The 23,757-nt window shown below is 48.5% G+C and carries 18 protein-coding genes; 10 read left to right on the top strand and 8 right to left on the bottom strand.

What is annotated here, in order from left to right:
• Positions 1 to 46 precede the first annotated feature (46 nt).
• The 7 genes from C8N47_RS08910 (at position 47) to C8N47_RS08880 (ending at position 7,687) form a co-directional block, all read left to right on the top strand.
• Positions 47 to 847 carry a ParA family protein gene (locus C8N47_RS08910; RefSeq protein WP_107822196.1) on the top strand — a complete coding sequence of 267 codons (801 nt, stop codon included), beginning with the start codon at positions 47 to 49 and terminating at the stop codon, positions 845 to 847.
• 16 nt (positions 848 to 863) lie between these two features.
• Positions 864 to 1,751, top strand: coding sequence for a ParB/RepB/Spo0J family partition protein (locus C8N47_RS08905; protein ID WP_107822195.1), 888 nt, complete (start codon positions 864 to 866; stop codon positions 1,749 to 1,751).
• A gap of 22 nt (positions 1,752 to 1,773) precedes the next feature.
• Positions 1,774 to 2,382, top strand: a complete 609-nt coding sequence (locus C8N47_RS08900; RefSeq protein ID WP_146161479.1) for a DUF5683 domain-containing protein — start codon at positions 1,774 to 1,776, stop codon at positions 2,380 to 2,382.
• Positions 2,383 to 2,397: 15 nt separating this feature from the next.
• Positions 2,398 to 3,975 (top strand): lytic transglycosylase domain-containing protein, encoded by a 1,578-nt coding sequence (locus C8N47_RS08895; RefSeq protein WP_107822193.1) that lies wholly within the window; start codon positions 2,398 to 2,400, stop codon positions 3,973 to 3,975.
• 80 nt (positions 3,976 to 4,055) lie between these two features.
• Positions 4,056 to 5,465: a GDSL-type esterase/lipase family protein gene (locus tag C8N47_RS08890; RefSeq protein WP_107822192.1), complete on the top strand. Its 1,410-nt coding sequence runs from the start codon at positions 4,056 to 4,058 to the stop codon at positions 5,463 to 5,465.
• Positions 5,450 to 6,970, top strand: a complete 1,521-nt coding sequence (locus tag C8N47_RS08885) for an MBOAT family O-acyltransferase (RefSeq protein WP_107822191.1) — start codon at positions 5,450 to 5,452, stop codon at positions 6,968 to 6,970. Before C8N47_RS08890 ends, C8N47_RS08885 begins: the two co-directional genes overlap by 16 nt.
• A gap of 147 nt (positions 6,971 to 7,117) precedes the next feature.
• The gene (locus tag C8N47_RS08880; protein WP_107822190.1) at positions 7,118 to 7,687 is read left to right on the top strand and encodes a YkgJ family cysteine cluster protein; all 570 of its coding nucleotides are present in this window, start codon (positions 7,118 to 7,120) and stop codon (positions 7,685 to 7,687) included.
• A gap of 65 nt (positions 7,688 to 7,752) precedes the next feature.
• Here the strand turns inward: C8N47_RS08880 and C8N47_RS08875 are convergent, their stop codons facing one another.
• From C8N47_RS08875 to sucC, 4 genes are all read right to left on the bottom strand, one after another.
• On the bottom strand, positions 7,753 to 8,742 hold the full coding sequence (locus tag C8N47_RS08875; RefSeq protein WP_211316083.1) for a mechanosensitive ion channel family protein: 990 nt from the start codon (positions 8,740 to 8,742) through the stop codon (positions 7,753 to 7,755).
• 15 nt (positions 8,743 to 8,757) lie between these two features.
• Positions 8,758 to 11,646 (bottom strand): hypothetical protein, encoded by a 2,889-nt coding sequence (locus C8N47_RS08870; protein WP_107822188.1) that lies wholly within the window; start codon positions 11,644 to 11,646, stop codon positions 8,758 to 8,760.
• A gap of 131 nt (positions 11,647 to 11,777) precedes the next feature.
• A complete protein-coding gene (gene sucD, locus C8N47_RS08865) occupies positions 11,778 to 12,653 on the bottom strand; it encodes a succinate--CoA ligase subunit alpha (protein WP_107822187.1) in 876 nt (291 codons plus the stop codon).
• A 29-nt stretch (positions 12,654 to 12,682) separates the two neighbouring features.
• Positions 12,683 to 13,816 carry an ADP-forming succinate--CoA ligase subunit beta gene (sucC, locus tag C8N47_RS08860; protein WP_107822186.1) on the bottom strand — a complete coding sequence of 378 codons (1,134 nt, stop codon included), beginning with the start codon at positions 13,814 to 13,816 and terminating at the stop codon, positions 12,683 to 12,685.
• 261 nt (positions 13,817 to 14,077) lie between these two features.
• Between sucC and C8N47_RS08855 the strand changes: the two genes are divergently transcribed.
• The 3 genes from C8N47_RS08855 (at position 14,078) to C8N47_RS08845 (ending at position 16,812) form a co-directional block, all read left to right on the top strand.
• Complete coding sequence (locus C8N47_RS08855; RefSeq protein WP_107822185.1) at positions 14,078 to 14,692, top strand: SIS domain-containing protein; 615 nt, start codon at positions 14,078 to 14,080, stop codon at positions 14,690 to 14,692.
• Positions 14,693 to 14,810: 118 nt separating this feature from the next.
• Complete coding sequence (locus C8N47_RS08850; protein ID WP_107822184.1) at positions 14,811 to 15,353, top strand: hydrolase; 543 nt, start codon at positions 14,811 to 14,813, stop codon at positions 15,351 to 15,353.
• 112 nt (positions 15,354 to 15,465) lie between these two features.
• A complete protein-coding gene (locus C8N47_RS08845; protein WP_107822183.1) occupies positions 15,466 to 16,812 on the top strand; it encodes a sensor histidine kinase in 1,347 nt (448 codons plus the stop codon).
• Here the strand turns inward: C8N47_RS08845 and C8N47_RS08840 are convergent.
• From C8N47_RS08840 to C8N47_RS08825, 4 genes are all read right to left on the bottom strand, one after another.
• Positions 16,781 to 19,327 (bottom strand): trypsin-like peptidase domain-containing protein, encoded by a 2,547-nt coding sequence (locus tag C8N47_RS08840; protein WP_170111342.1) that lies wholly within the window; start codon positions 19,325 to 19,327, stop codon positions 16,781 to 16,783. The genes C8N47_RS08845 and C8N47_RS08840 overlap by 32 nt on opposite strands.
• Before the next feature lie 245 nt (positions 19,328 to 19,572).
• A complete protein-coding gene (locus C8N47_RS08835) occupies positions 19,573 to 20,238 on the bottom strand; it encodes a transaldolase family protein (protein WP_107822181.1) in 666 nt (221 codons plus the stop codon).
• A gap of 71 nt (positions 20,239 to 20,309) precedes the next feature.
• The gene (locus tag C8N47_RS08830; protein ID WP_107822180.1) at positions 20,310 to 21,581 is read right to left on the bottom strand and encodes a zinc-binding dehydrogenase; all 1,272 of its coding nucleotides are present in this window, start codon (positions 21,579 to 21,581) and stop codon (positions 20,310 to 20,312) included.
• A 182-nt stretch (positions 21,582 to 21,763) separates the two neighbouring features.
• Positions 21,764 to 23,731, bottom strand: coding sequence for an SDR family NAD(P)-dependent oxidoreductase (locus C8N47_RS08825; RefSeq protein ID WP_107822179.1), 1,968 nt, complete (start codon positions 23,729 to 23,731; stop codon positions 21,764 to 21,766).
• Between the last annotated feature and the right edge of the window lie 26 nt (positions 23,732 to 23,757).

Genomic DNA, 23,757 nt, shown 5'->3' with positions numbered 1-23,757 from the left:
GCATAAAATATTAACTTTGAATCTCTGCAAAACACTGGAAAAACCTATGGGAAAAGTTATCGCTTTAGCAAATCAAAAAGGAGGCGTTGGCAAGACAACAACAGCCATCAACCTGGCTGCCAGCCTTGCTGTGCTGGAAAAGAAAGTCCTGATTATCGACGCTGACCCACAGGCTAATGCCACCTCCGGAATCGGCTTCGACGTAAAAAACGTAAAAACCAGCATTTACGAATGTATCGTTGAAGAAATGGATCCGCGCAAGATCATTCTCAAATCCGAAATTGACGGACTTGATCTGATCCCTTCGCATATTGACCTGGTAGGTGCTGAAATTGAGATGCTGAACCTGCCCAACCGCGAAAAGGTTTTAACCATGGTGATCGACCAAATCCGGGAGGATTACGATTTTATCCTGATTGATTGCTCCCCATCGTTGGGGCTGATCACCGTGAATGCCCTTACGGCAGCCGATTCAATCATTATTCCCGTACAGTGCGAATATTTTGCATTGGAAGGATTAGGAAAACTTCTGAATACCATCAAGATTATCCAAACCCGCTTAAACCCGGAGCTGGAAATTGAAGGATTCCTGTTGACCATGTACGACTCGCGGCTGAACCTGGCCAACCAGGTGTTAGAGGAAGTTCGTACCCACTTTGGTGATATGGTTTTCGAAACCCTGATCAACCGTAACATCAAACTCAGCGAGGCCCCCAGTTTTGGGATCCCTGCCGTCTTGTACGATGCCAGCTCGCGTGGAGCTGTCAGCTATATGGAACTGGCCCGCGAGATTTTACAAAAAAATGATCTGACCAAGATCAAGAATTCTGAAAAAGTAATTGACTAATAGAGCTCGATAAGATATGGCGAAAAGAAGTGCATTAGGTAGAGGTTTAGGCGCTTTGATCGATGATGCCGACAAACAAAAAGAAGTTCCGGCCAAGGCATCGATCAACGAAATAGCGGTTGATCAAATTGAAGCCAACCCTTTTCAACCCCGGACAAATTTTGACGACACAGCCCTGCAAGAACTGGCAGCGTCGATCAAAGAGCTGGGGATTATCCAGCCCATCACGCTTCGGAAAGTAACCGAGGATCAATATCAGATCATTGCCGGTGAGCGACGCTTCCGGGCATCAAAAATTGCCGGATTGAAAACAGTGCCAGCCTATGTTCGCACAGCACAGGATGACGGCATGCTCGAAATGGCCTTGGTGGAAAACATTCAGCGCGAAGACCTGGATGCCATTGAGGTAGCCCTTTCGTACCAGCGCTTACTCGACGAATGCAACTTAACGCAGGAAGTGCTGAGTGAACGCGTCGGCAAAAAACGGTCGACCATCTCCAACTATTTGCGCTTATTGAAACTGCCAACATTAATCCAAAAAGGAATCATCGATAAGACCATCAGCATGGGACATGCCCGTGCCTTGGTCAACATTGCCAACCCCGAAGATCAGCTGTCGATTTATGAGCTGATTCTGGAGGAAGATCTATCGGTTCGCAAGGTCGAGGAGATCGTTCGGCATCTGGCAAACGGAGCTGCTGCCCAGGCCAAAACAGAACAAAAAGCCGGCAAAGAAAAATACCCGCAGGAATACGAAGAACTGAAAAGCCACCTGAGTTCCTTTTTCAGTACTAAAGTTGACTTTGCAATGAACAACAAAGGGAAAGGTAAAATCGTCATTCCTTTTGGTACGCCTAAAGATTTGGAACGGATTATGGGTATTCTGGATAAACTGGGCCGCTAAACAATTTCAAAGAAAAAGTAAATTGAGGCATTTAAGAATAGTCATCGTAACAATCCTGTTGGCATTAACAGGATTTTCGTCGTTTGCACAACAGGAGATCCGCGCAATGGCCGACACCCTGGATGTTGCAAGCACTCAACAGGTCCATTCGCCGCGTAAAGCCACCATCTACTCGGCGGTACTTCCGGGGTTAGGACAAATTTATAACAAGAAATATTGGAAACTACCGTTAATATATGGTGGCTTCATCGCATTTGGATATGCAATTAACTGGAATAACGACCATTACGTTCTGTATAAGCAGGCTTATGCCGACATTATCGACGATGATCCGAATTCAAACTCTTATGAAGAACTGGTGATTGAGGGAAACTGGAACTGGAACAATGCCAGTCAGGTTGCCCAGTTTACCACCAGGCTAAAGAACGCCAAAGATGCCGCGCGTCGGAATCGGGATTTCATGATTATCCTGACGGCTGGTTTTTATGCTTTAAACATCATCGATGCCACAGTTGATGCACATTTTTTCAATTTTGACATCGGGGACGACCTGACGATGCAATGGACGCCGGGTCCGATGTATTGCCAGGGCAAAGCTTTCCCCGGAGTTCATGTAAGTTTTAATTTTTAACACGGGGAGAGAAGAATGAAGAAGGAGTTTATTTTATTTTTACTGACAGTACTCATCGGTTACAGCGGCTACGCCAAAAGCGAAGAACGCATTAATCTGAAACAAATAAAACGCATTGAAGTATTAGCCCTGGATACGGTAAACGGTTACCAATCGAAATTTGCCTATCCCGACGAGAACCTGAACGACCTGTTCGCCGAACAGCTGGACAGTCTTTATCACTCGTGGTACATTCAGAATTCCTTCAATACCGATTTTTTTCAGCAGGACTCACTCGATGCTCAACTGAGTTCCCTGCCCGATTCAATTTATATTCAGCGTTTACAAAGTATCGACTCGTTTGTTGATCTGTCCTTCAACAAAACCGTCAAAAACTTTATTGAGCTTTACGTACAACGCCGCCAGAGCCTTACCGAGATGATGCTTGGCTTGTCGAGCTTTTACTTTCCGATGATCGAAGAACAGCTCGACAAATACGATCTGCCGCAGGAACTGAAATATATGCCGGTGATCGAGTCGGCCTTAAATCCCACAGCACGCTCACGTGCCAATGCGGTTGGCTTGTGGCAGTTTATGTACGGAACCGGAAAAATGTATAAACTCGACATTGGCACCTTTGTTGATGAACGCCGCGATCCGGAGAAGTCATCCGAGGCTGCCGCCCGCTACCTGAACGATCTGTACAAGATTTACAAAAACTGGCATTTGGTGATTGCCGCCTACAACTGCGGACCGGGCAATGTGAACAAAGCCATCCGCCGTGCCGGAGGTGCCCGCAACTACTGGTCGATTTACTATTACCTGCCCCGCGAAACCCGCGGCTATGTGCCGGCCTTCATTGCCGCTGCCTATGTCATGAATTTTTACCAGCAGCACAACCTGACGCCGCGCTATCCGGATTTCCCGATTGTGACCGACACCATTCACGTGAACAACTACGTTCACTTTAAGCAGATTTCGGAAACACTGAATGTACCGATCGAAGAGCTGCAAAGCCTGAACCCGCAATACCGTCTGGACATTATCCCCGCCAAAGCCAACAAACCGTACGCGCTACGTTTGCCAATTGAGAAAATTCCGGAGTTCATCGATATGGAAGAACAGGTGTATGCTTTACGCAGAAATGAATTCTTCCCCAACAACGAAGTTCTGGTTCCCAAAGAGCGGGGCTACTATTCGGGAGGAAGCGATGTAAGCGGTAAAGACCGCCTGGTGTATACCGTAAAATCGGGCGACAACCTGGGCTATATTGCCAACCGCTTTCATGTGCGCATTAACGACCTGCGCTACTGGAACAACATTCGCCGGAACCTAATCCGCGTAGGCCAGAAAATAGTAATTTACGTGCCCAGTGGCAAAGGCGATGCCTATGCCCAATCGAGCAGCGTAAAACTGACTAACAGAGCCAGTGCCTCATCGCAAGTTAGCTCCGACGGCAAATTTGTGTACTACACCGTCCGCCGTGGCGACTCACTATGGTCCATCGCCCGTCGTTTCCCGGGCGTGTCGAATCAGGATATCATGCGCCTGAACAAGATGAGTGGAAATACCATCAAGCCGGGACAAAAATTAAAAATACAGCCCAAAGGCTAAACGCGAGCACTGCTTAGCAGCTTACACATTTGCAAAGCCCCGATTTTCATACTACATTTAGCCAAGTTGAATGATTGAGTATGAAACCATTTCGGGCCTTTCTCTTCCTTAGCTCAGTACTTATTTTACTCTTCCTGGTTTCCTTGTATCGTATGCAGGCAAACCAGGAAGAAAAGTTTGTGCTCACGCCCGTTCCGCAACTCACTCACGCCGTATCAACGCCCCTCCAGCAAACCAGCCCGCCGGGAAAGCTGATTCCCGACACAGCAGTTGCTCCGGCGGGGGCAAACGAGGCTGACAGCCTGCTGCCGGGCCCTGCCCTTAAGCCGCAACTGCCGGCAACTTACACATCGGAGCTGGAATATGCAGCAACCGACAGCATCCGACTCGCTGCGCTGGCTCACAAGCTGGGGCAACTGTCATCGAACAAAGAGCAAGTGCGGATTATCTACTACGGCGACTCGCAAATTGAAGGAGACCAAATTACATCGGCCCTGCGCCAAAAACTACAACAGCACTACGGTGGTCACGGCCCCGGGCTGATTGCCGGAGCCCCCTACTACAATCCGGCTCATCAGCTGATCATGACCACTTCGGATAATTGGAAAATGATTCCGATAAAAGCCATGGGACAGCGCAACAAAAGCGTGCTGTTCCAAAATAGCCTGGCACTGGCCCCCCAGCAACACGACTGCTGGTTCCGCATCAATCGGCTGAAGTTCCTCAACCCGCAGTCCGACTACCAGCAAGTGCGGTTGTTCTACTATGCCAACGATTCGGTTCGTATTTCGTGCAGCAATGCCGCCCGGCCCGTTTTTGAAAAACAGAGCGCTCCGACTCTGGCAACAAGCAACATCGAACTTGACTTTGACCAAACGCCGAAGGAACTGACCATCCAATTTACCGCGAAGGACAGCTTGTGGATTGCCGGCCTGTCGCTGGATAGTCCATGGGGCGTTTTTGTCGACAATATTGCTTTGCGCGGACAGGCATTTCCCCCGTTCAGCAAGGGAAACAAAGCAGAACTGAAAGCCATGATGGATCAGCTGACTCCGGATTTGTTTATTCTTCAGTTCGGGGTGAATGTGGTGCCCTACTTCACCGCCACAAACCGCTCTTTCGGACGACATCTAAGCGATCAGGTACAAATTATCCGCGAGCTGTGCCCACACACACCCATCATCATCGTTGGGGTTTCCGATATGGCTAAGCGCGAGAACGGCGAGTTTCGGTCGTATGCCAACATTGCCCAAATTAAGCAAGTACAGCGTGCCGTAGCCCAAGCCAACCAGTGCCTGTTCTGGGATCTGGAAGCCTTCATGGGCGGATCGGGCAGCATGATAAGATGGGTAAACAGCGAGCCTCCCCTGGGCCGAAAAGACTATATTCATTTTTCGCAACGCGGTGGAGAAAAAATTGGCAACGAAATCGCCCGTTTACTTATCAGCGAGTTTGACAACCAGCAGCAACTGGCATGGACGAACAACTGAAAAACATCGCCGACCAGCTGCTGCATTATAACGAAAACAAGCCGCTGTTCTACACCGGCATCGCCTTTTGGCTTGCCTTTGCCATCATCCTGGGGCTGTACAGCTTTTTCTACCAAAAGAGTTTGCTCCGGAACAGCTATCTGCTACTTGTCAGCTGGTATGTTTACTACCAAATCAATGGCGCTTTTCTTTCGCTTCTGCTTTTCTCCTGCCTGGCCAATTACGGCTTTGGCTTGCTGATCCACCGTTTTCGACGAACAAAACTATGGATAATTGCTGCGGTGAGCTTCAACCTGCTTGTTCTTGCTTACTTCAAGTACAGCTATTTCTTTACCGAAAGCGTCAACCACTTTTTCGGAACCAACTATACTGTTTTTAACTGGTTGGGCTGGCTGCTCAATCAAGTCTCGTCGGGGATGGCCGATGTGCACAGCATTGTACTGCCTATTGGCATTTCATTCTATACTTTTCAGGCCATCAGTTACCTGGCCGACCTGCGAACCAACAAAGTTGCGGTCGTGAAAAATCCGGTCGATTTCTGCTTCTACCTCAGCTTTTTCCCGCAACTGGTTGCCGGCCCCATTGTGCGGGCAGCATCCTTCATCCCGCAGCTGTATCAAAAATATCGGCTGAGCCGCGAAGAACTAAGCCATGCTGTCTTTCTGATTTTGAAGGGACTGTTCAAGAAACTGGTCATTGCCGATTTTCTGGCTCTCAACCTGGTTGATCGGGTGTTCGATGCTCCCGGCTCCTACTCGGGGCTGGAAAACCTGGCAGCTATTTACAGCTATTCGGTGCAAATTTATTGCGACTTTTCGGGGTATACCGACATTGCCATTGGGCTGGCCCTGCTTTTGGGCTACAAAATACCGGTGAATTTCAATGCTCCGTATTGTGCCCGGGGGCTAACCGATTTCTGGCGCCGCTGGCACATTTCTCTGTCGCTGTGGCTGCGCGACTACCTTTACATCCCGCTGGGCGGAAACCGAAAGAGCAAGCTTCGGATGTACAGCAACCTGCTTATCACCATGCTTCTGGGAGGACTGTGGCACGGGGCAAGCTGGCATTTTATCATCTGGGGAGGAATTCACGGGATTGGCCTGGCCTTGGAGAAACTGTTCCGTCAGTTAAGGCTGCTGAAGCCCAACACCGGGGGAATCGGCAAATTCGTTTCCATCTTCTTCACCTTCCAGCTGGTCAGCTTTGGCTGGGTCTTTTTTCGGGGCGAAAATCAAGAGAAAATCTACCATCTGTTTTACCAAATAAAGCATCATTTTGTGCCCCGAACCACCAGCGAAGGACTGTGGTCGTATTTGCCGGTATGCGGCATTCTGCTGCTGGGTTTTCTGCTGATCTGGTTTCCGTTTCATCAAAAAGAAAAAATCAGGGGATGGTTTATCCGACAGAATATGGCGGTGCAGCTGATCCTTTGCGTGTTCATAATCCTGCTCATTCAGGCGGTTTCGCAATCCGACATTCAGCAGTTTATCTACTTTCAATTTTAAGGTAAAACGATGATGATAATTTTCACCTCATGCAGCATAACGGATTCGACTAATTCGTAGCTTTACGCCCAACATCCGCGGATGTCCGTCCCGGAGTATGCGTCCCTTACATTTTATGTTTATCGATTTAATTTGTGCGTATTTTCTATGTATCGAAAAGTACAACGCGTGCAAAAAGTATTGAAAAATGCGGCTTTGCACGCCGAAAAATTTAGCCATAAGAGTGGCCTGACCTGTGTCGCCAACTGTCACCATTGTTGCCTGAAAACCGATATTTCGGCCAGCCCGCTCGAGTTTCTGCCCTTGGCCTACCATCTTTATAAAACCGGAAAAGCAGAGTTGTTTTACGATCAGTTGGAGAAGCTGCCCGCCAATACACTGTGCATTAATTTTTCACCTTTGGGGGCAGCCGGGGCTTGTTCGGAATATGCTTATCGCGGCTTAATCTGTCGGCTGTTTGGCTATGCCACCAACCACGACAAGCAAGGACACAACCGGCTGGTGAGCTGTAAAACCATCAAGCAAAGCCCAACGGCAGCACTCTTGCCGCCCAAACTACTGGCCAAAGCGCCGGTCATGGCCGACTATTATATGCAGCTGGCCGCCATTGATTTTAAACTGGGCAACGAAGCCATGCCAATTAATCAAGCCATCAAACGGGCCCTGGAGCTGGTCATGACTTACTATATGTACCGCGGACGAGGTAGACGAGCCTAATCGTCCCGCTTAGGGAGAATGACCATCCCCTAAGCTCGTTGGCCACAATCGGGCCCAGGTAGCGTTTAAATCGAAATTGCAGGGTCGAGCAAGCCGGCTTTCAACAGGTCGCTGATCACGATTTCGGTCATCTCGCTTTTAAAAACGAACTCGTAACGGATGTCCATCACATACGCCTTGAGGCGCATTTTATAACACAGCTTATCGTGTTTAATCTCGTTGAAAAAGACCACCGCAATGGGCTTGGCCAGATAGACAAAGCGGGAAGTTTGCGCGGCCTCAATGGCTATTTGGCGCACCTTAACGGTATCGATGGTAATGGGCAGGTAAATTTCGGCCACCACCTGGCAATTGGATTCGCCCGAGTTGGAGTTCGAGATGGGTTGATTGAGCAGCTCGCCATTGGGCAGGGTAACCATCGAGTCGTCGGGCGTTTGAATGCGGGTCGAGCGCAGCGACATATCCAGCACTTCGCCGTAAACACTGCCTACTTCAATCTTGTCGCCCACTTTAAAGGGGCGGTCTATCAGAATCACAAAACCCCCGAAAATATTCTTCAACAAATCCTGCGCGGCAAAGCCCACGGCCACCCCAACCGACGCTCCGAAAGCAATCAGCGACTCGGGCGAAGGGTTAAAAATACCACGAATGATAATATAACTAACAATGAGCCAGCTAACGATTTTCACAACCGGCAGGATGGCCTTGCCCCGAATGCGCCGTTCAGCATTTTTTTCCGACCAGGCTTCAATACTTTTCCCGATAAAACGAATAACAAAGTAGCCGATTAAAAAGAAAACCACCGCCCAAAACAATTTGGTAAAGGAGAATATCTCGCGCAGCTCCACCGACGGAATGGTCTTAATTGTCTTTTTAATTGCGTTGTCGGTCGATTTCGCTTCATCGCTCGTGCTCAGCGTGTCGGCCATTGCGAAAGTTGAGTCCTGCTGAAGCTCGGTAAGCGGGTTCAGCTGTTCAATCCGGGTGGTATCGGCTGCTGCAAGCGATAGCGACAAAGTCATGCCCAACACCAGCAATACCATTAATTTATACATTCGTTTTTGCATAATCTAGTAGATAAAATTCAACGATTTCAGCTGGCTAACCAGCACCCGGTACACCAGTGGATTAATCCGGTAAATGGCCCCTTGCTTTTCCAGCAAGCCATCATCGGTGAGCACCATTAGGCTTCGAAAACTAGCCTCGGTACTGCACCTGAAAATACGGCTGTGCTCTTTCTGGCCCAAGCCACCATGAATCAGGATGCTGTGCAAGGTTGTTAACTCAGGAGTCTTAAGCGAGTTCAGAAAGCTGAAGTCGATTCGTTTGGTGCGGATGCTGATTTCGCCATTTTCAACCTGACTGATTGCCCGCAACCAATAGATGAAGGCCAGGCGAAGATTGCTCTGCGCGTAGGCACCCAGTTCCTCGAAGAAAACATCTTTCAGGAACGCTTGTTGCTGTTCGTCGTCCATTTTCAGGAAATTCCGCTTGGGGCTGAAGCCTTCGGGCTCGAGAAAGCGCAGAGAAAACCCACTGAGTTGATGTCTTTTCAGGATCAGATCGCGAATTTGATCGGACGAAAAGGGCGAAAACTCAATAATGTGCGCAAAATAAGCCGCGATGGAATTGGTGTAATTCAACAATTTCCAACTGTACAGATAACAGCTGGTCACCCAAAATATTTGCTGATTGGTTTGACTGATGAGCTTAAACAGTAAAAACAGGTTGCCAAAATCGCCGCTGTTGCGCAAAAACAAATTGTGAATATTTTCCAGAAATACCACCCTTCGCTCGTTGCTGCGGTTGACCTGATCAATTAACTCATCAATGTCGGTCACCACCGTGTGATTGGAGAGCGTGCGCAACAACTCGAACAACCGGTGATCTTCCACCTGATTCTCGTTCAAGACCAGGCGGATGGTTGGATACTTTGCCGCAATTGACTGCTCGAAGAAATTGAACAGCGTAGTTGTGCCACTGCCCTGCTCGCCCACCAGGCAAACCGGCGAAAAGCGTCCGTCCTGCCAATTGGCAAAGGCCGCGTTCAGCTGTTGCATTTCGGGTCTGCGCGGAGTGTAGAAACGATCTTCTGTCAGCGGCACATTCTCGTACAGCTTTTGATACATCAGCGGTAGCCGTGCGATAGCCTGCTTTGTTTCGGACAAATAATTGGAAAGCTCAGTACTTATGGGTTCGCTCACATAGGAAATGCCCAGTAAGCTTTTCAGGTTGAAATACCGGTGATAGAAAGCCGAGTGTAAGCTCTTCAGCAGGTGAAAATAGTGTTTGGCCAGGGACACTGACTTTTTGAAATACTGTTGCATAAGTGCCTTGCGGCGGGCAGCAGCTTCGCGGCGCAGATTCTTCTTTTCGGTACGCTGCAAATGCTGAGGTTCGAAATATTGGATCAGCTGCTCGGTAAATAATTTGCCCTGCTGCTGAAAGACAGCTTCGACCAACTGAGCCATTGCCGCCAGGTAAGCCATCATCTCATCAGCCTTTTTAACCGTTCGCTCCAAGCCAGCCTTCAACTCGCCGGCCGCCTCCTCGGTTCCCTGCTGCGAGCGATAAAAGTCGACACTGTAGTTTGTCGTATAGCGAATTTCCTCCAGGTTGGTGGTTAACTTCTGCACCAGGACAAGCAACTTTTTACGTTCGCTATCAAACTCCTGCTTCAGAGGCTCTAAAATCCCTCCGCGAATCAACTCCCGGGTGGCAATTTTGTGAAACAACTTCCGGCTTACCGGCTTAGCAGCAAAAGCAGGAGCTGCAAACTGGTACATTTCAGCGCTTTTCCCCACGGCCTCTTCCAGCTGCACCAGCGGACGATCGAACACATTCACCAGGCGAGCCTGATAAACCAGCTGCACCAAGCCGGGAATCTGCTTTTCTACATATTCGTTAACAGTCTCCAGTTTCTCCGGCGCCCATTGCTGTTTATCGACCGACGCAAAACCCGACAGTTCTTTTTTGAGCAGGATGAAAGCCGGCTTCAAAGTCTGATTGATTTGCTCGAGCAGCACCGAAGCGTTCTCTGCCGATTGCTCGTTGAAACGGAAGATGAGACTTCTGTTTTGCAGTTTCAGGCGCCAGTGTTCGCCAATGGCAAAAAACACCAGCAGCTCAGCTTCCAACAGTCCATCGAGCTGCTTAAACACCTTTGCTTTTCCACGGGCAATCTTTTTTGCTGAAATACGCTTATTCGAAAACTCGATAGTGCCGGCTTTCTCACTAAGTCGTATGAATTGCTCGTCCAGTTGCTCGTCGATACCGGCAAAAAACTGTTTTAAAAGGGTCATACGCTCTTCTAAACTATCTTCAATATCCGCCAAACGAAGGGACCAGTCGCTTTTTTCGCCTCCCCGGAGCCGGTACTGTTCAATTTCGCGATCCAACAGATAAAACTGCCGGATTCGCTGTTCCCGATCCTTCAAAAAATCCGCATAAAAAGGTTGTAACAGCTCGCAAAAACCGATGACATAGACATATTCAGCCAGCCGTGCCCGTGGTATTTGATGCTTCCAATAGCGTTTTGCCTTCTTTTTAGTGCGGAGGAGGTTCGCGCACCACTGCATGCCCCAGCCCAACTTTAGAGCTAGTCGTTTACCGAGCTTTTGCAAACGGATGCCCGCAGCATCCCCGGGCTGGCTGTGAAAACGCTCCGCAGCCTGCTCGGCAACATGCAGCTCATCGAAAGTTTCCAGCAAAGCATGCAAATCCGTTAAGTCGTTGTGGGTCGGCAAAAACGAACTGATGTGCTCTTCCTGTAAGTTGCAGGACAGCAGATCAGACAATGCCGCAGTGTAGCCCGTATAAGCCCCTTCTTCGTCAATTTGTGCTATTTTATTGCTAAGCAAATCGAGCAATTGCTTCTCAAAAGCAAGCGAATCGAGCAACTGTTGCTCAACAAAGTGATACTTATTCCCGGGGACGGAGCCTTGTTTTTCCTTTACCATTCAATCAATAATATGAACTAAAATTAAGGTAAATCGCTTAATTTTTAGGCTGAATTACCAGTGGAGTCAAAAAAAAATCCTGCAAAGGGCAGGATTTTCAATATTTCAGACCGTCGGTTTTCGCTGTTCGGCTAAACAGCTGCTAGCTTTTCCTTCAACAGCGCGGGTATTTCCGAAGGTTCCTTCGCTACGGGAACACCTGCCCTGGCGAAGGCTTTGATCTTTTCTTCGGCAGTTCCCGAGCCACTTGAGATAATCGCTCCGGCGTGCCCCATTCGTTTTCCGGGAGGCGCTGTTTGCCCCGCAATAAACGACACAACAGGCTTGGTAATATGCTTGGCAATGTACTCGGCAGCCTGCTCTTCGGCATCACCGCCAATTTCGCCAATCAACACAATGGCCTCGGTTTCCGGATCGTTCTGATACATTTCCAACAAATCGATGTAATATAAACCGGCAACCGGGTCGCCACCAATCCCCACAACGGTACTTTGTCCCATATCATTCTCGGTCAGCATATTCACCACCTCGTAGGTAAGCGTGCCGCTGCGCGACATCAAACCGATATGCCCTTTTTTGAAAATCATGCCGGGCAAAATACCAATCAACGCTTCGTCGGGGGTGATCAAGCCCGGGCAGTTGGGGCCGATTAGCTTCGTGCCGTTTTGCTGCAGAATGGGTGTCACCCGGATCATATCCAGAATAGGCACACCTTCCGAAATGGCAATAACCAAGTCCACTCCGGCGTAAGATGCTTCCAAAATTGCATCGGCAGCAAAAGGCGCCGGAACAAAAATAATCGAAGCATTGGCACCGGTGGCTTTTACCGCTTGTTCAACGGTATCGAAAACGGGAACGCCATCCACGGTAGTTCCTTCTTTTCCAGGAGATGTACCGGCAACAACCTGTGTACCGTAAGCTTTCATTCGGCCTGCATGGAACTGGCCATCACGTCCGGTGATTCCTTGTACCACCAGTTTTGTATCTTTATTAACGAGTATACTCATTGGGTGTGATTTTTATTGATGATGATTAATTAGCGTTTGCTCAACTCAATTGCTTTTTGTGCGGCTTCGCTCATTGTGCTTACCGTCGGCAAGCCCGTTTGTTTGATCAGGGCCAGCCCTTCGGCAGCATTTGTTCCCGATAAGCGCACAACAATCGGAATCTCCGTTTTTATGGTTTCCAGGGCTGTGATTAATCCACGAGCCACATCGTCGCAGCGAGTAATTCCGCCAAAAATGTTGATCATCACCGCCTCAACGTTCTTATCCGAAAGCAGGATATTCATGGCATCAACCACTTTCTGCGGGTTCGAGCTACCGCCAATATCCAGGAAGTTGGCCGGGTTACCGCCATACAGCTTGATCATATCCATGGTTGCCATGGCCAGGCCGGCACCATTGACCATGCAGCCAATATTTCCATCGAGCTTAATGTACGAAAGTCCTTTTTCCTTGGCATCAATCTCCTTCTGTTCGTCTTCGTCAACCTCGCGGATGGCCAGCAGCTCGGGCTGACGATACAGGGCATTGTCGTCGAAGTTCATTTTACCGTCGATCGCCAGAATTTCATTATCGGGTGTTAGCACCATCGGGTTGATTTCGGCCAGAGTTGAGTCGGTATCCAGGAAAATCCGGTACAACTTCTGAAAGATGTCGGCTGCTTTACGGGCCAGCTTCACATCCTTAAACAGTTTCATGGCCATATTGCGGGCCTGAAAATCCAGCAAGCCGGTTTGCGGATTGATGTGAAACTTGTGAATCAACTCGGGATTTGTCTTGGCAACTTCCTCAATTTCAACCCCTCCTTCGGCACTAACCATGAGCGTGACCGACTTGGAGTTTCGGTCGTTGATCAGGCCAACGTAGTACTCTTTGGCGATATCGGCGGCATCGGCAATGATGATTTTCTCAACCGTGCACCCTTTGATATCCATCCCCAGAATCTGTTTGGCAGCCTGCACCGCTTCGGCCTTATTTTTAGCCAGCTTAACGCCGCCGGCCTTGCCACGGCCCCCCACTAACACCTGGGCTTTGACAACAACCAGGTGATCGATCTTGTCCATCGCCTGTTCAACCTCCTTGACCGTATGACAAAGAACATGATTGGGAACCGGGATGCCGTACTTGAAGAAGAGGTCCCGGGCTTGGTACTCGTGTATTTTCATAGTCTGGTAATTAATTTTAATGTTTAGTTATAAGGATTCTAAATTTATCAAATATCTGCCAATCAGCGGCAAAACAAACACGGCCGAAGGGCTATTTTAAAACATATCAACACGAGCCATACTGATTTGTTTGCTGCTGTTTTTGTTTTCCGGCCAAAAACCGATACGCTCCTATCCGGGCTAAGTCCAAAGCTGATTTATTTCCTTGCCAGGACTAAAATTTGATATAGCTTTGCAGCTTCATCTAAATCCACAAAAACCATGATTAACGAAGTAGCCAGATTAATCAAGCATGAAGCTGATGCTATTCAGAATATTCCGGTAAGCGACCAATACGAAAAAGCCATTGAACTTATTGAGCACCGGGTACATCAACTAAAAGGCAAATTGGTAGCCAGCGGAATGGGTAAAGCCGGCCAGATTGCACTGAATATTGCGACCACTTTCAGTTCGACAGGCACACCGGCCGTTTTTCTGCATCCCAGCGATGCTCAGCACGGCGACCTGGGGGTTATTCAACCCAACGATGTTTTGCTGCTGATTTCCAACTCGGGAAAAACCCGTGAGATTCTGGAGTTGGTTGACCTGGCCGACAACTTACATCCGGACCTGCCCATTATCGTGATCACCGGCAATCCGGAGGGAGAGCTCTGCCAAACAGCCGATGTGACTTTGTTTACCGGCAATCCGGCCGAAGTATGTACCCTGGGATTGACGCCCAGTACTTCTACAACAACCATGACTGTTATTGGCGATATTTTGGTTGTGCTAATGATGAAGCAAATTGGCTTCACCAATGCCGATTATGCCAAACGGCACCACGGCGGCTATTTGGGCGATAAGTCGCGCCGTCAAGCCAAACAGCCAAACAAATAAAAGCCCCGGTCGCTTTTGTTAAGCTATTTTAAAAATTCGGCGACAGTTTGCGGTTTCGCACAATGCAAATAGCAAAGCCGAACGAATAAGGATATTTTTAGATCAAAATTTATACGTCATGAGAATTAACAAAGAAAACACGGTCGGACTGATCATTGATATGCAGGAACGTTTACTTCCGGCGATGGAAGAATCGGAAGCTTTACTGGAGAATGTTCAGACGCTGATCAACGGCCTTCAGGAACTGAATGTTCCGATTTTAGCCACACAGCAATATACCAAAGGATTGGGTGAAACTGTTGAACCAATCAGCAGCATCATCAAAGACTTCAGCCCCATTGAAAAGAAAGATTTCAGCTGTTGCGACGAAACTGAATTTGCCAAAGCTTTTGAAAAAACCGGAGCTAACAATGTGATTATTGCCGGCATTGAATGTCACGTATGTGTCTTGCAAACAGCCATCGACCTGAAGGAAGCCGGACTAAACCCGGTTGTTGTTATGGACTGTGTGTCTTCGCGTTCGTTCGACAATGTTGACCTGGCCGCTGAGCGCTTCCGTCACGAAGGAATTATGATGACTTCCTATGAATCGATTCTGTTTGAATTAACAAGAAGTGCATCAGCCGCTGAATTTAAGGCTATTTCGAAATTGGTAAAATAACCGGAAGAAACCGGTTTTACCGAACCATTTTATTGGAAAAGTTGATCAGGTATTCAATTATCTAATCAACTTTTCTTATTTTTAGTGCACCTTGTTAAAGCCCGACGGGATTATGATTTTCACCTCAAAACAAATAACGCTTAAAAATCTGATACCCGCTTGTTGCGCGCTATTGTTCGGGCTTTGTGCACTACTGGCCATCGCACAGTTCGCCCCATCCGGCCTCATCGCCAATGGCGAAAAAATCCCGTTCGACCTACTGACAATTGCAGCGATAATCATCGCTATTTTGTTTGGAACGACCTTGGGGCTAGGGCAAAAGATCCGATCAATACGCAAAGAGAATAAAACCACCCTTAGCGCGGTAAACGCAGTTATTGCCGTCATCAACAACAAGAAACAAGTTGTTCAGATTGTCCAATGCGATCATAAGCTACTTCTGGCAGGCAGGCAGCCCTGCCAAGGGGATTCTCCTCTGCAGTTTTTTAAGCACAAACATAGCCCAACAATTGAGGAACACGCAGATCGTTGCTTCCAAAGCCGGGAGACCGTGAATTGGGATTACTCAATTAGCCTGGAAGACCAAACCTACTTCTACCATGGCCAATTAGTTTACCAATCGCCCAATCGGGCTGTTTTTAGTGCCTACGATATTACGCAGCAAAAGCGCAGCGAGGAGCGTTTTAAAAACTCAGCCAACGAAGTTCAGGAGATGAATGATGTCAAGGATCAATTCTTTTCGATTATCGCCCACGACCTGCGCAGCCCCGTGGGAAGTTTTAAAATGCTTACCGGAATGCTGTTGCATAATTTCGGGAAGAATGATCCCGAAACGACCAAACAAATGCTCTCGTCCATCCACTTGGCCAGCTCCAATCTTTACGATTTATTGGAGAACCTGCTTAGCTGGTCCCACAACCAGCGCAAATCACTCCGGCTGAACCTCCAGAGCCATTCGCTCTATGATCTGGTTGACGATGCCATTGATTCGCAGCTGGTGCATTCTGAATTAAAAAACATTCAGATCATCAATGCGTTATCGCTCGAAAGCTATGCGATTTGTGATCAATATGTAACCCTGACTGTTATCCGAAACCTGATTTCGAATGCCCTCAAATTTACCTTACATAACGGGGAAATACAAATACGCTGCGATCAGCATTTAGAGAACAACCAGCCCTTCCTTCTTATTTCGGTTAGTGACAACGGCATTGGCATTGATCCGGAAAAACTGAAGACAATTTTCAACTTCAATCCCAATAAATCGACACTGGGAACCAACAGCGAGTCGGGTAGTGGCCTGGGGCTGATTCTTTGCAAGGAGCTGATTGAAAAACAAGGTGGTTTTATCCGAATCGAATCAACGTTAGGGAAAGGCACGGTTGTCTCATTTGGACTTCCGGCAAGCGTTGGCGCGCCTAAAGCAACTATTTTACAAGAACAAGTATTTTTGTCATAAGGGCTCCGTTGATCATAGCCCGGAAATAATACAAACCAGCCGGATTGCCCGACAGGTCGAAATCGACCGTATTGGCCTGCTGATTAAACAGTCCGTTTCCGGCATACACCTGCTGTCCTTTCGAATTGTAAACCGCCATCTCAGCATCGCCATCCAACACACTGGCCACCGTTAAATGAAAGATTCCCGTGGACGGATTGGGATATACTTCAATGGTATTGGACAAAAGCTGGATGGACATCTCCCCCTCGTCCCCATTTATTCCATCAACCTGTAGCCAGTACTTGCCTCCGGCCACCAGATCGAGATCCGGCATCACAGCAAGGCCACTTCCTGAAGCAGAGGCCACCCTGAGGTACGATGCTTCGCTGCCCGACAATAAATAAACGGGAGTCGCTGCACGGTAAACAGCAATTTCGGAGTCGATACCATCGACCTGCACCGTGAGTTGCTCGCTGGAAGGTCCCTCAAAATAAAACCAAACCGAGTTCTCCGGATCTTCAGCTGTTCCTGGACCGGGCTCCCGATCCTGGATACTGGCACAGTCGTTGGAAAACAAACCGTTATAGCCCAGGTTCAATCCAATTGCCTGGGCTATGTTGTCGTTAGCCGGAATAATGACATGAATCAGCACACTGTCGGCGCTGGAGCAAGCTCCCTGCGTGCCCGTAACTTTCACATAAGTATCGAACGATCCTTCCTGACGGGCTTCATCGGTTAAGCCAACCGTTAGCAATTGGCCCTGCACCGATGTGGTGAATTTTTCGGCTGCCGTGATCTCGAAGGAAAAATCGGAAGCTCCTTCAGCCCAAAACTCGTAATTATCCAGCTCCCTGCCGCAAATGGTCATCTCATCGGGCAGTCCGGCGAGGGCTACCGGTAGTTGGGCAAATACCGACACTGCCGCGTCGCGGGTCAGCTGGTCGGTGCCGTTGTCATTGGCTGTAATTAACGAGATGGTGTAACTTCCTTCGGCGGTAAACAGAACCTGCGGATTCTGAGAATGTTCATCTGTTCCGTTCACATAGCTATAAGTAGCCGGACTAATACTCCACTCCCAGCTTTGCGGGGCGTATTTGGTTTGGTCATTCAACATCAGGATTTCGCTCAAACAAAGAATTGAATCGTTGGGGCTAAAGGCAGCGATCGGCTTGGCGGTCGAGTCGAATCCATCCATTTGCACAACACCCGTATTATCCGGATCGAGCCAGTATTTGAGCTGCGACGAAGCTCCGGCACGCCGATCCCACGACCAGGAAAACTTCCCAAACAAGGAGGTCGAATTATCGCCTCCGTGCAATTGTCCGACCACCCGTTTATTGTGATCAAACAAAGGAGCGCCCGACGACCCGTTCTCGTCAGAACCAACATCGTAAAAAACCTCCCAGTGCGAATCGACTTCAGATATCCCTTCATTTTGCTCCCAGATAATGGGCGTATCGTTACTAAACACCTCATCGTTGTCCTGCGCTAAGCTTTTGGGAGCGCCGTTCGGGTGATGAATACAAGTACCACTCTGCGGGTTATTGTCGCTTGCATCCCATCCGGCAAAGAAGGGCTCATATTCTTGGGGAATTTCTTCGTCGAGGCGCACTAAGGTAAAGTCGGATGCTGAACCGGAGGCCAACAGGGAGGCTCCGGAAACGGTCTGCTCTCGGGAGGCATCATCTGCCGTACAGCTCGAATTTTCGTAATTGAAATAAGCCACCAATGTTGATGCTTCGGCTGCCGAACTGATACAATGCCGGGCGGTTAAAAAGAACGGAGTTCCATCTTCGTTGACATTATTCACCAGAAAACCGGTACAATAATAACTGTTCTGGCCGTCGTTAAAAGTAATGAGGCACACCGCCCGTTTGTGGGCTTGCCAGTCTTCTCCTTCCACACAGTTAATCTGAATCCGGTTGCTCGCTTTCGTTGATAGCTCAACATAGGCCGACGACACCGAGCCCAAAATAACGCCACCGTGGAAGGCTGCATCAACAGGCTCGTTATACTCGATAATCAGTTCGTCGTCCGGAAAATCAGCCAGCGTCAAGCCACCGTTGGGTTTGCTGTTTCGGCTGGTGAAACCGCCCCGGATCAGCTTTCCGTCGGCCGAATAAACATAGAGAGCGGCTCCTTCGGGAATGTCGAAGATTGAGAAATTCAACCCCAAAGCATACACACCGCTCCCGGAAAGCCTGTATCGCCACACATTCATCGTACCAACTTGGCTGCGCAAGGCTTTCTCGCATAAGTTTATGTTCATGGTTTGCAGCACGCCATACCGGTTATTCACGCCTTCCTGTTCGTCGATAGCCTGCAAACGAGCAGCATCAACGGGCTGAAGCTTGCCAACAGGAATAATGGTTGCCGTTTTCAGTGTTCCACTAAAAGAGGCCGGCATACTGCCATCCGCAACCTGTGCAAAAGCAAAACCGGCCGACAGCAGTAGGCCCCACATCAGCATCGCAAGCTTTCGAAGGCAGCCACAAGTCGCCGAAGCAGAATATCGTTTTTCGATCGTCATCATTCTCAAAAATTCAAATGCCAAATAATCTCGCCACTCCCGAAAATCCATTCTCTTACAAAGGAATAGAAAAAACGCAAGTCTTTCATGCTTTTCAGAAATATTACAGGAGTTTACCTCCTGCTCTTCAGCCAGCCACAAATGCTCGCTATCAGAACAACAACTCGGGCACAGCAAAGGTTAGCCCTTCATTTAAACGAAGAGAGGGCCATCAAGGCCCTCATCTGTTGTTTTGGCGTATTTTTCGTTTAAAACGAAATATCGTATAAGTCTTTCCCGTCTTCGAGGAAGGTCTTCACACTAATATCGGTCATGGGGTGCTTAATGAGCTGCATCAGCAAATCGGGACCTATTGTTGCCGACTGCGAGCCACACATACTTACCCGGTGAATTTGGTCGACCGTTTTAAAGCTGGCAGCCAGAACTTTTGTCGGCAGCTTAAAGTCGTTCATATTTTTGACAATATCGCGGACAACCTCGATACCGTGCGACGAGATATTGTCCAGACGACTAACATAAGGAGCAACAAAATCGGCTCCGGCCTTGGCTGACACCAGTGCTTGCTGCTGCGTAAAAATGGCCGTTGCGGTCACATTAATCCCCGCATCCTTGAGGATTGACATGGCTTTGTAGCCTTGCGGAGTAACCGGAATTTTGGCATAAAAGTTATCGCCTACGTCGAAAAAACTTTTATAGGTTTTTGCTTCGCGGACAATGTCTTCAGCTTCTTCGCTCATTACCTGAACATGAATCATTCCGTGTCCGATAATTTTCAGAATACTGTCGATTGCTACCGACAACTTATTGCCTGAATTTTTCAGGATTGTGGGATTGGTTGTGACGCCTTCCAACGGGAAGAAGTCATACAACTGCTTCAGAGCCTCAATATCGGCTGTGTCTGCCATGTAAATCATAGTGCCTGCAATTTTTATATTATTCGTTGAGTTGAAAAGATCGCAGGCAATATGATCACAAATACCTGCATTTAAATATCCTTCGCATTCGCGAGTAGGAAATCTTCAGCTTCGACGGACCAAAGGTCGTTATTTCGCTGGCAAATTTCGTGCAGACCGGCAAATAAAGGGTCAGATTTTCCTTTTTCTTTAAATTCAGCAATTGCTGTCAGGGGAATATCCTTATGGGTATAGATCAACTTCTTACCCCCGGGAATCTGGGGCAGGTTCAGGGTGGTTTCGATCACCGCATTCAGTCCGCCAATGTGGGTTACCAAACCCGCCGGATCGAGCCCCCGCCCAAACATGTCGAGCGACTCAACCATATCATCATTATTTCCTCCGGACGTCCCAACAAGATGCGTTGATGCATAGTGAACATTGTAGAAGTTCATCGTTGCCGTGAAGTCGGCATTGCCGGGGCCGGCAAAAAAGTTCAGACAACCATCATTTGCCAGGATGGCATCGCCCTGTTCAATTACCGCCGGAACCGGTGCGAAGACAAACACATCGTTGTAGCCCTCCCCTCCGGTTAAACCGCGTAGTTTACCCACCGGATCGTCGCCGCTTGTGTTCAGGTAAATTAGCTCAATTCCATTTGCTTTAGCCCACTCAGGAGAATAGATCGATGCTGCCCGATCAAGCCGAGATTGGTCAATATCGGTTACCACAAGCAGTGCCGGTTTGCGGTCCTGACGCAGAATCGCATAATTGATTGCTGCCAAACCCATCGGGCCAACGCCTGCCAGGATAGCCATTTTTCCGCCGTCCACAATTTCCATCTGATGGACGTACGAGCCCGGCTTGGTGTGGTAGTTGGCGTGCATGGCACCAATCACACAACTCAATGGCTCGGCCAGCGATGCGGGGTAGTAACCGGGACCATCGTAGGCCAGCAAGCAGTCCTGCACCAGCACATCTTTGGGAATGATCACATAGGTGGCATCGCCGCCAATGTACGGGTACGAATAGCCCGGAGCGCTCAACACGCCAACAGGACCTTGTTCGTAATAGATTGCAGGCTGAATGGAGAACTTTTGTCCGGCCTTAAACTTGTGTTGCCAGTTTGCTCCAATTTCAACCAACTCGCCGGCAAACTCGTGGCCTATTAAAACCGGATTTTCGGCCACATCGTTCGGGATACGTTTATGATCGCTCCCCTGGCTAGCCGCTTTGTAGGACGACATGCATATACTGTCGGACACCACTTTGGCCAAAATCTCATCATCGTTAATTTTCGGAAGGTCAAACTCTTCCAGACGCAAGTCTTTCTTGCCGTATAGTCGAATAGCTTTTGTTTTCATATTCTGGTTGCTAGGCGTTGGTTGCTAGTTGCTAGTTGCTAGTTGCTAGTTGCTAGTTGCTAGTTGCTAGTTGCCAACGCAGATTAATAATTTACTGTTATACGATTCATTCGCATTGTTCCGACGCTTCCGCCGCTGTTCCGGATTGCAAAAGCCAAAAACCAGCGACGAGAAAGCCGAACCTAATTCAGCATATTTTGCCCTCCGGTAACCGGAACTGCCTGCCCGGTTTCGTACTCCTGCTCCATGACATAGAAAATGGCCCGCATCACATCCAGTGGCGTACATCCGCGGCCTGCGGGAACCTGCGCTTCATAATAAGCTTTCACATCGTCAATGGTTTTGGCTCCCGGGACTTTACCGGCATTCAAGTACTGAACAAACAAGCCTTTTTCGGGATCGGCCCACAGCGGGCCATCGAAAAAGTTCCCGGGACATATCGAGTTCACCTTGATACGCGATGGCATCAGCTCCAGTGCGAATGACTGTGTTAAACCAATTCCGCCAAATTTACCTCCGGCATAAGCGAAGTTTTTATTACTTCCTTTTAAGCCTGATTTTGAATTAATTTGAATAATATCGGCAAAATGATCCGGCTTAATTTTATTTTGAAGCTTCATCACCGCCGAAGCATATTTTGCACACAGGAAGTAAGCTGAATAGTTCACCTTGGTCATCAGCTCGAAAGTATCGGGCGTCATCTCGTCCAGGCCGCCGGCGCGCAGAATACCGGCATTACTAATGAAAGCATCCAAACCGCCAAAATTCACGACGGTTTTGTCAATCAGATTCTGAACCGACTCGGCATCCGACACATCAGCTTTTACAAATAATGCTTTGTTTTTCCGGTTTGCAGCGTTCAATTCATCGGCAAATTCCTGTCCCTTCTCGGCGTTCAGGTCGGCAATTACTACATTGGCGCCGTGCTTCATCAGTTCTTCCACAATACCGGCACCAAAGCCCTGAGCGCCCCCTGTTACCACCATAATCTTGCGATCGGCACGGCCGGCGGTTGCTCCCATGGATACCTTGGAGCGATATTGCTCCACCTCCCAGGTTTCGATAAACCGAACCTGTTCGGCAGTCATCGGATGCTCGCCGCCAAAGGATTGTGCGAAAGCTGCAATTCGGCAACAATCGGTTACCACATCATACAGCACATCGGTGCCCTGAGCATGATCGGCAATGAGCATTACCCCCAGTCCGCGTGCAAAAATTACTTTCGGAAGCTTTCCTTTCGCCGATTTATATTCGTCAATTTTAGTTTGAAGATCTGCTAAAAAAGCTTCCGGATCACCGGTGTATTGTGTGTATAGGTAGGCCGAATTGGCATATACAATGCCATCGGGCGTAAAGGGCTTCGAGATTCGGGAAAAATTTTCTTCCTGAAGGTAAAAATCCAGCAGGCTATTATTCACCAGCCTGACCGTTTTAAGGCCGTCAGCCGACAACATCATCCGAACGGCAGGAATCACCTTTGCAGCATCTGCTGAAACCGGCAACTCTTCAACCGGCGCTTCCGGCCCATAAGCCGCATCCAGCTTCTGAATGATAGCATCATAAATAGCCTTCACCTCAGCAATGGTGTTGGCACCAACAAAAACACCGTGGTTCTGAAGCAGAATGACTGCCGGATCCTTGCCTTTATCAGCCCGATATTGCACAACGGCCTTCTCAACCACCTTAAACAGAATGTATCCCGGATCCTCGTACGGAATGTACAACACATCGTCACCCAAAAGCTCAGCGGCTTTCTCCGCCGCCTGCTGACTACACATCAATCCGTTTACCTTGGTTGAATGCGTATGTACAATAAAAGCATAATCGATGAGATTGTGCAGTGATGTTTCAACCGAAGGACGTCTGCCTTTCTCCGGTTCCAGTCGACTTCGCAACAGGTCATTTTTAATTTCCTCTTCCCGCAGCAGAGGATCCGTTGAATAGCTTTTGGAGTTAATTTCGTGTAGCAGCTTGCGATCCAGCTTTGCAAAGCCGGGCTCGGTAATGGTCGCCAGGCTAAATCCGCTGGCTTTCACGCGCAAACATCCGGCTGTTTTCCACGAAGTATTCCCTCCGCCCGCCAATACAAAATCTTTTTGTTTGCCGTAAAACTGCGAGATTTCAATTAAGTCTTTTATTCCTTGTTCCATAAGTTTGAAAATTCCTGGTTGATCTT

The sequence above is a fragment of the Mangrovibacterium marinum genome, from assembly GCF_003046625.1.
Lineage (GTDB): Bacteria > Bacteroidota > Bacteroidia > Bacteroidales > Prolixibacteraceae > Mangrovibacterium > Mangrovibacterium marinum.
Note: the sequence above shows the minus strand (reverse complement) of the source record. Positions and strands in the feature narration are given on the sequence as shown.

Bases quoted from the DNA above. Each gene is read 5' to 3' on its own strand.
- C8N47_RS08910 (WP_107822196.1), top strand. From the start codon at position 47: ATGGGAAAAGTTATCGCTTTAGCAAATCAAAAAGGAGGCGTTGGCAAG.
- C8N47_RS08905 (WP_107822195.1), top strand. From the start codon at position 864: ATGGCGAAAAGAAGTGCATTAGGTAGAGGTTTAGGCGCTTTGATCGAT.
- C8N47_RS08895 (WP_107822193.1), top strand. From the start codon at position 2,398: ATGAAGAAGGAGTTTATTTTATTTTTACTGACAGTACTCATCGGTTAC.
- C8N47_RS08890 (WP_107822192.1), top strand. From the start codon at position 4,056: ATGAAACCATTTCGGGCCTTTCTCTTCCTTAGCTCAGTACTTATTTTA.
- C8N47_RS08885 (WP_107822191.1), top strand. From the start codon at position 5,450: ATGGACGAACAACTGAAAAACATCGCCGACCAGCTGCTGCATTATAAC.
- C8N47_RS08880 (WP_107822190.1), top strand. From the start codon at position 7,118: ATGTATCGAAAAGTACAACGCGTGCAAAAAGTATTGAAAAATGCGGCT.
- C8N47_RS08875 (WP_211316083.1), bottom strand. From the start codon at position 8,742: ATGTATAAATTAATGGTATTGCTGGTGTTGGGCATGACTTTGTCGCTA.
- C8N47_RS08870 (WP_107822188.1), bottom strand. From the start codon at position 11,646: ATGGTAAAGGAAAAACAAGGCTCCGTCCCCGGGAATAAGTATCACTTT.
- sucD (WP_107822187.1), bottom strand. From the start codon at position 12,653: ATGAGTATACTCGTTAATAAAGATACAAAACTGGTGGTACAAGGAATC.
- sucC (WP_107822186.1), bottom strand. From the start codon at position 13,816: ATGAAAATACACGAGTACCAAGCCCGGGACCTCTTCTTCAAGTACGGC.
- C8N47_RS08855 (WP_107822185.1), top strand. From the start codon at position 14,078: ATGATTAACGAAGTAGCCAGATTAATCAAGCATGAAGCTGATGCTATT.
- C8N47_RS08850 (WP_107822184.1), top strand. From the start codon at position 14,811: ATGAGAATTAACAAAGAAAACACGGTCGGACTGATCATTGATATGCAG.
- C8N47_RS08845 (WP_107822183.1), top strand. From the start codon at position 15,466: ATGATTTTCACCTCAAAACAAATAACGCTTAAAAATCTGATACCCGCT.
- C8N47_RS08840 (WP_170111342.1), bottom strand. From the start codon at position 19,327: ATGATGACGATCGAAAAACGATATTCTGCTTCGGCGACTTGTGGCTGC.
- C8N47_RS08835 (WP_107822181.1), bottom strand. From the start codon at position 20,238: ATGATTTACATGGCAGACACAGCCGATATTGAGGCTCTGAAGCAGTTG.
- C8N47_RS08830 (WP_107822180.1), bottom strand. From the start codon at position 21,581: ATGAAAACAAAAGCTATTCGACTATACGGCAAGAAAGACTTGCGTCTG.
- C8N47_RS08825 (WP_107822179.1), bottom strand. From the start codon at position 23,731: ATGGAACAAGGAATAAAAGACTTAATTGAAATCTCGCAGTTTTACGGC.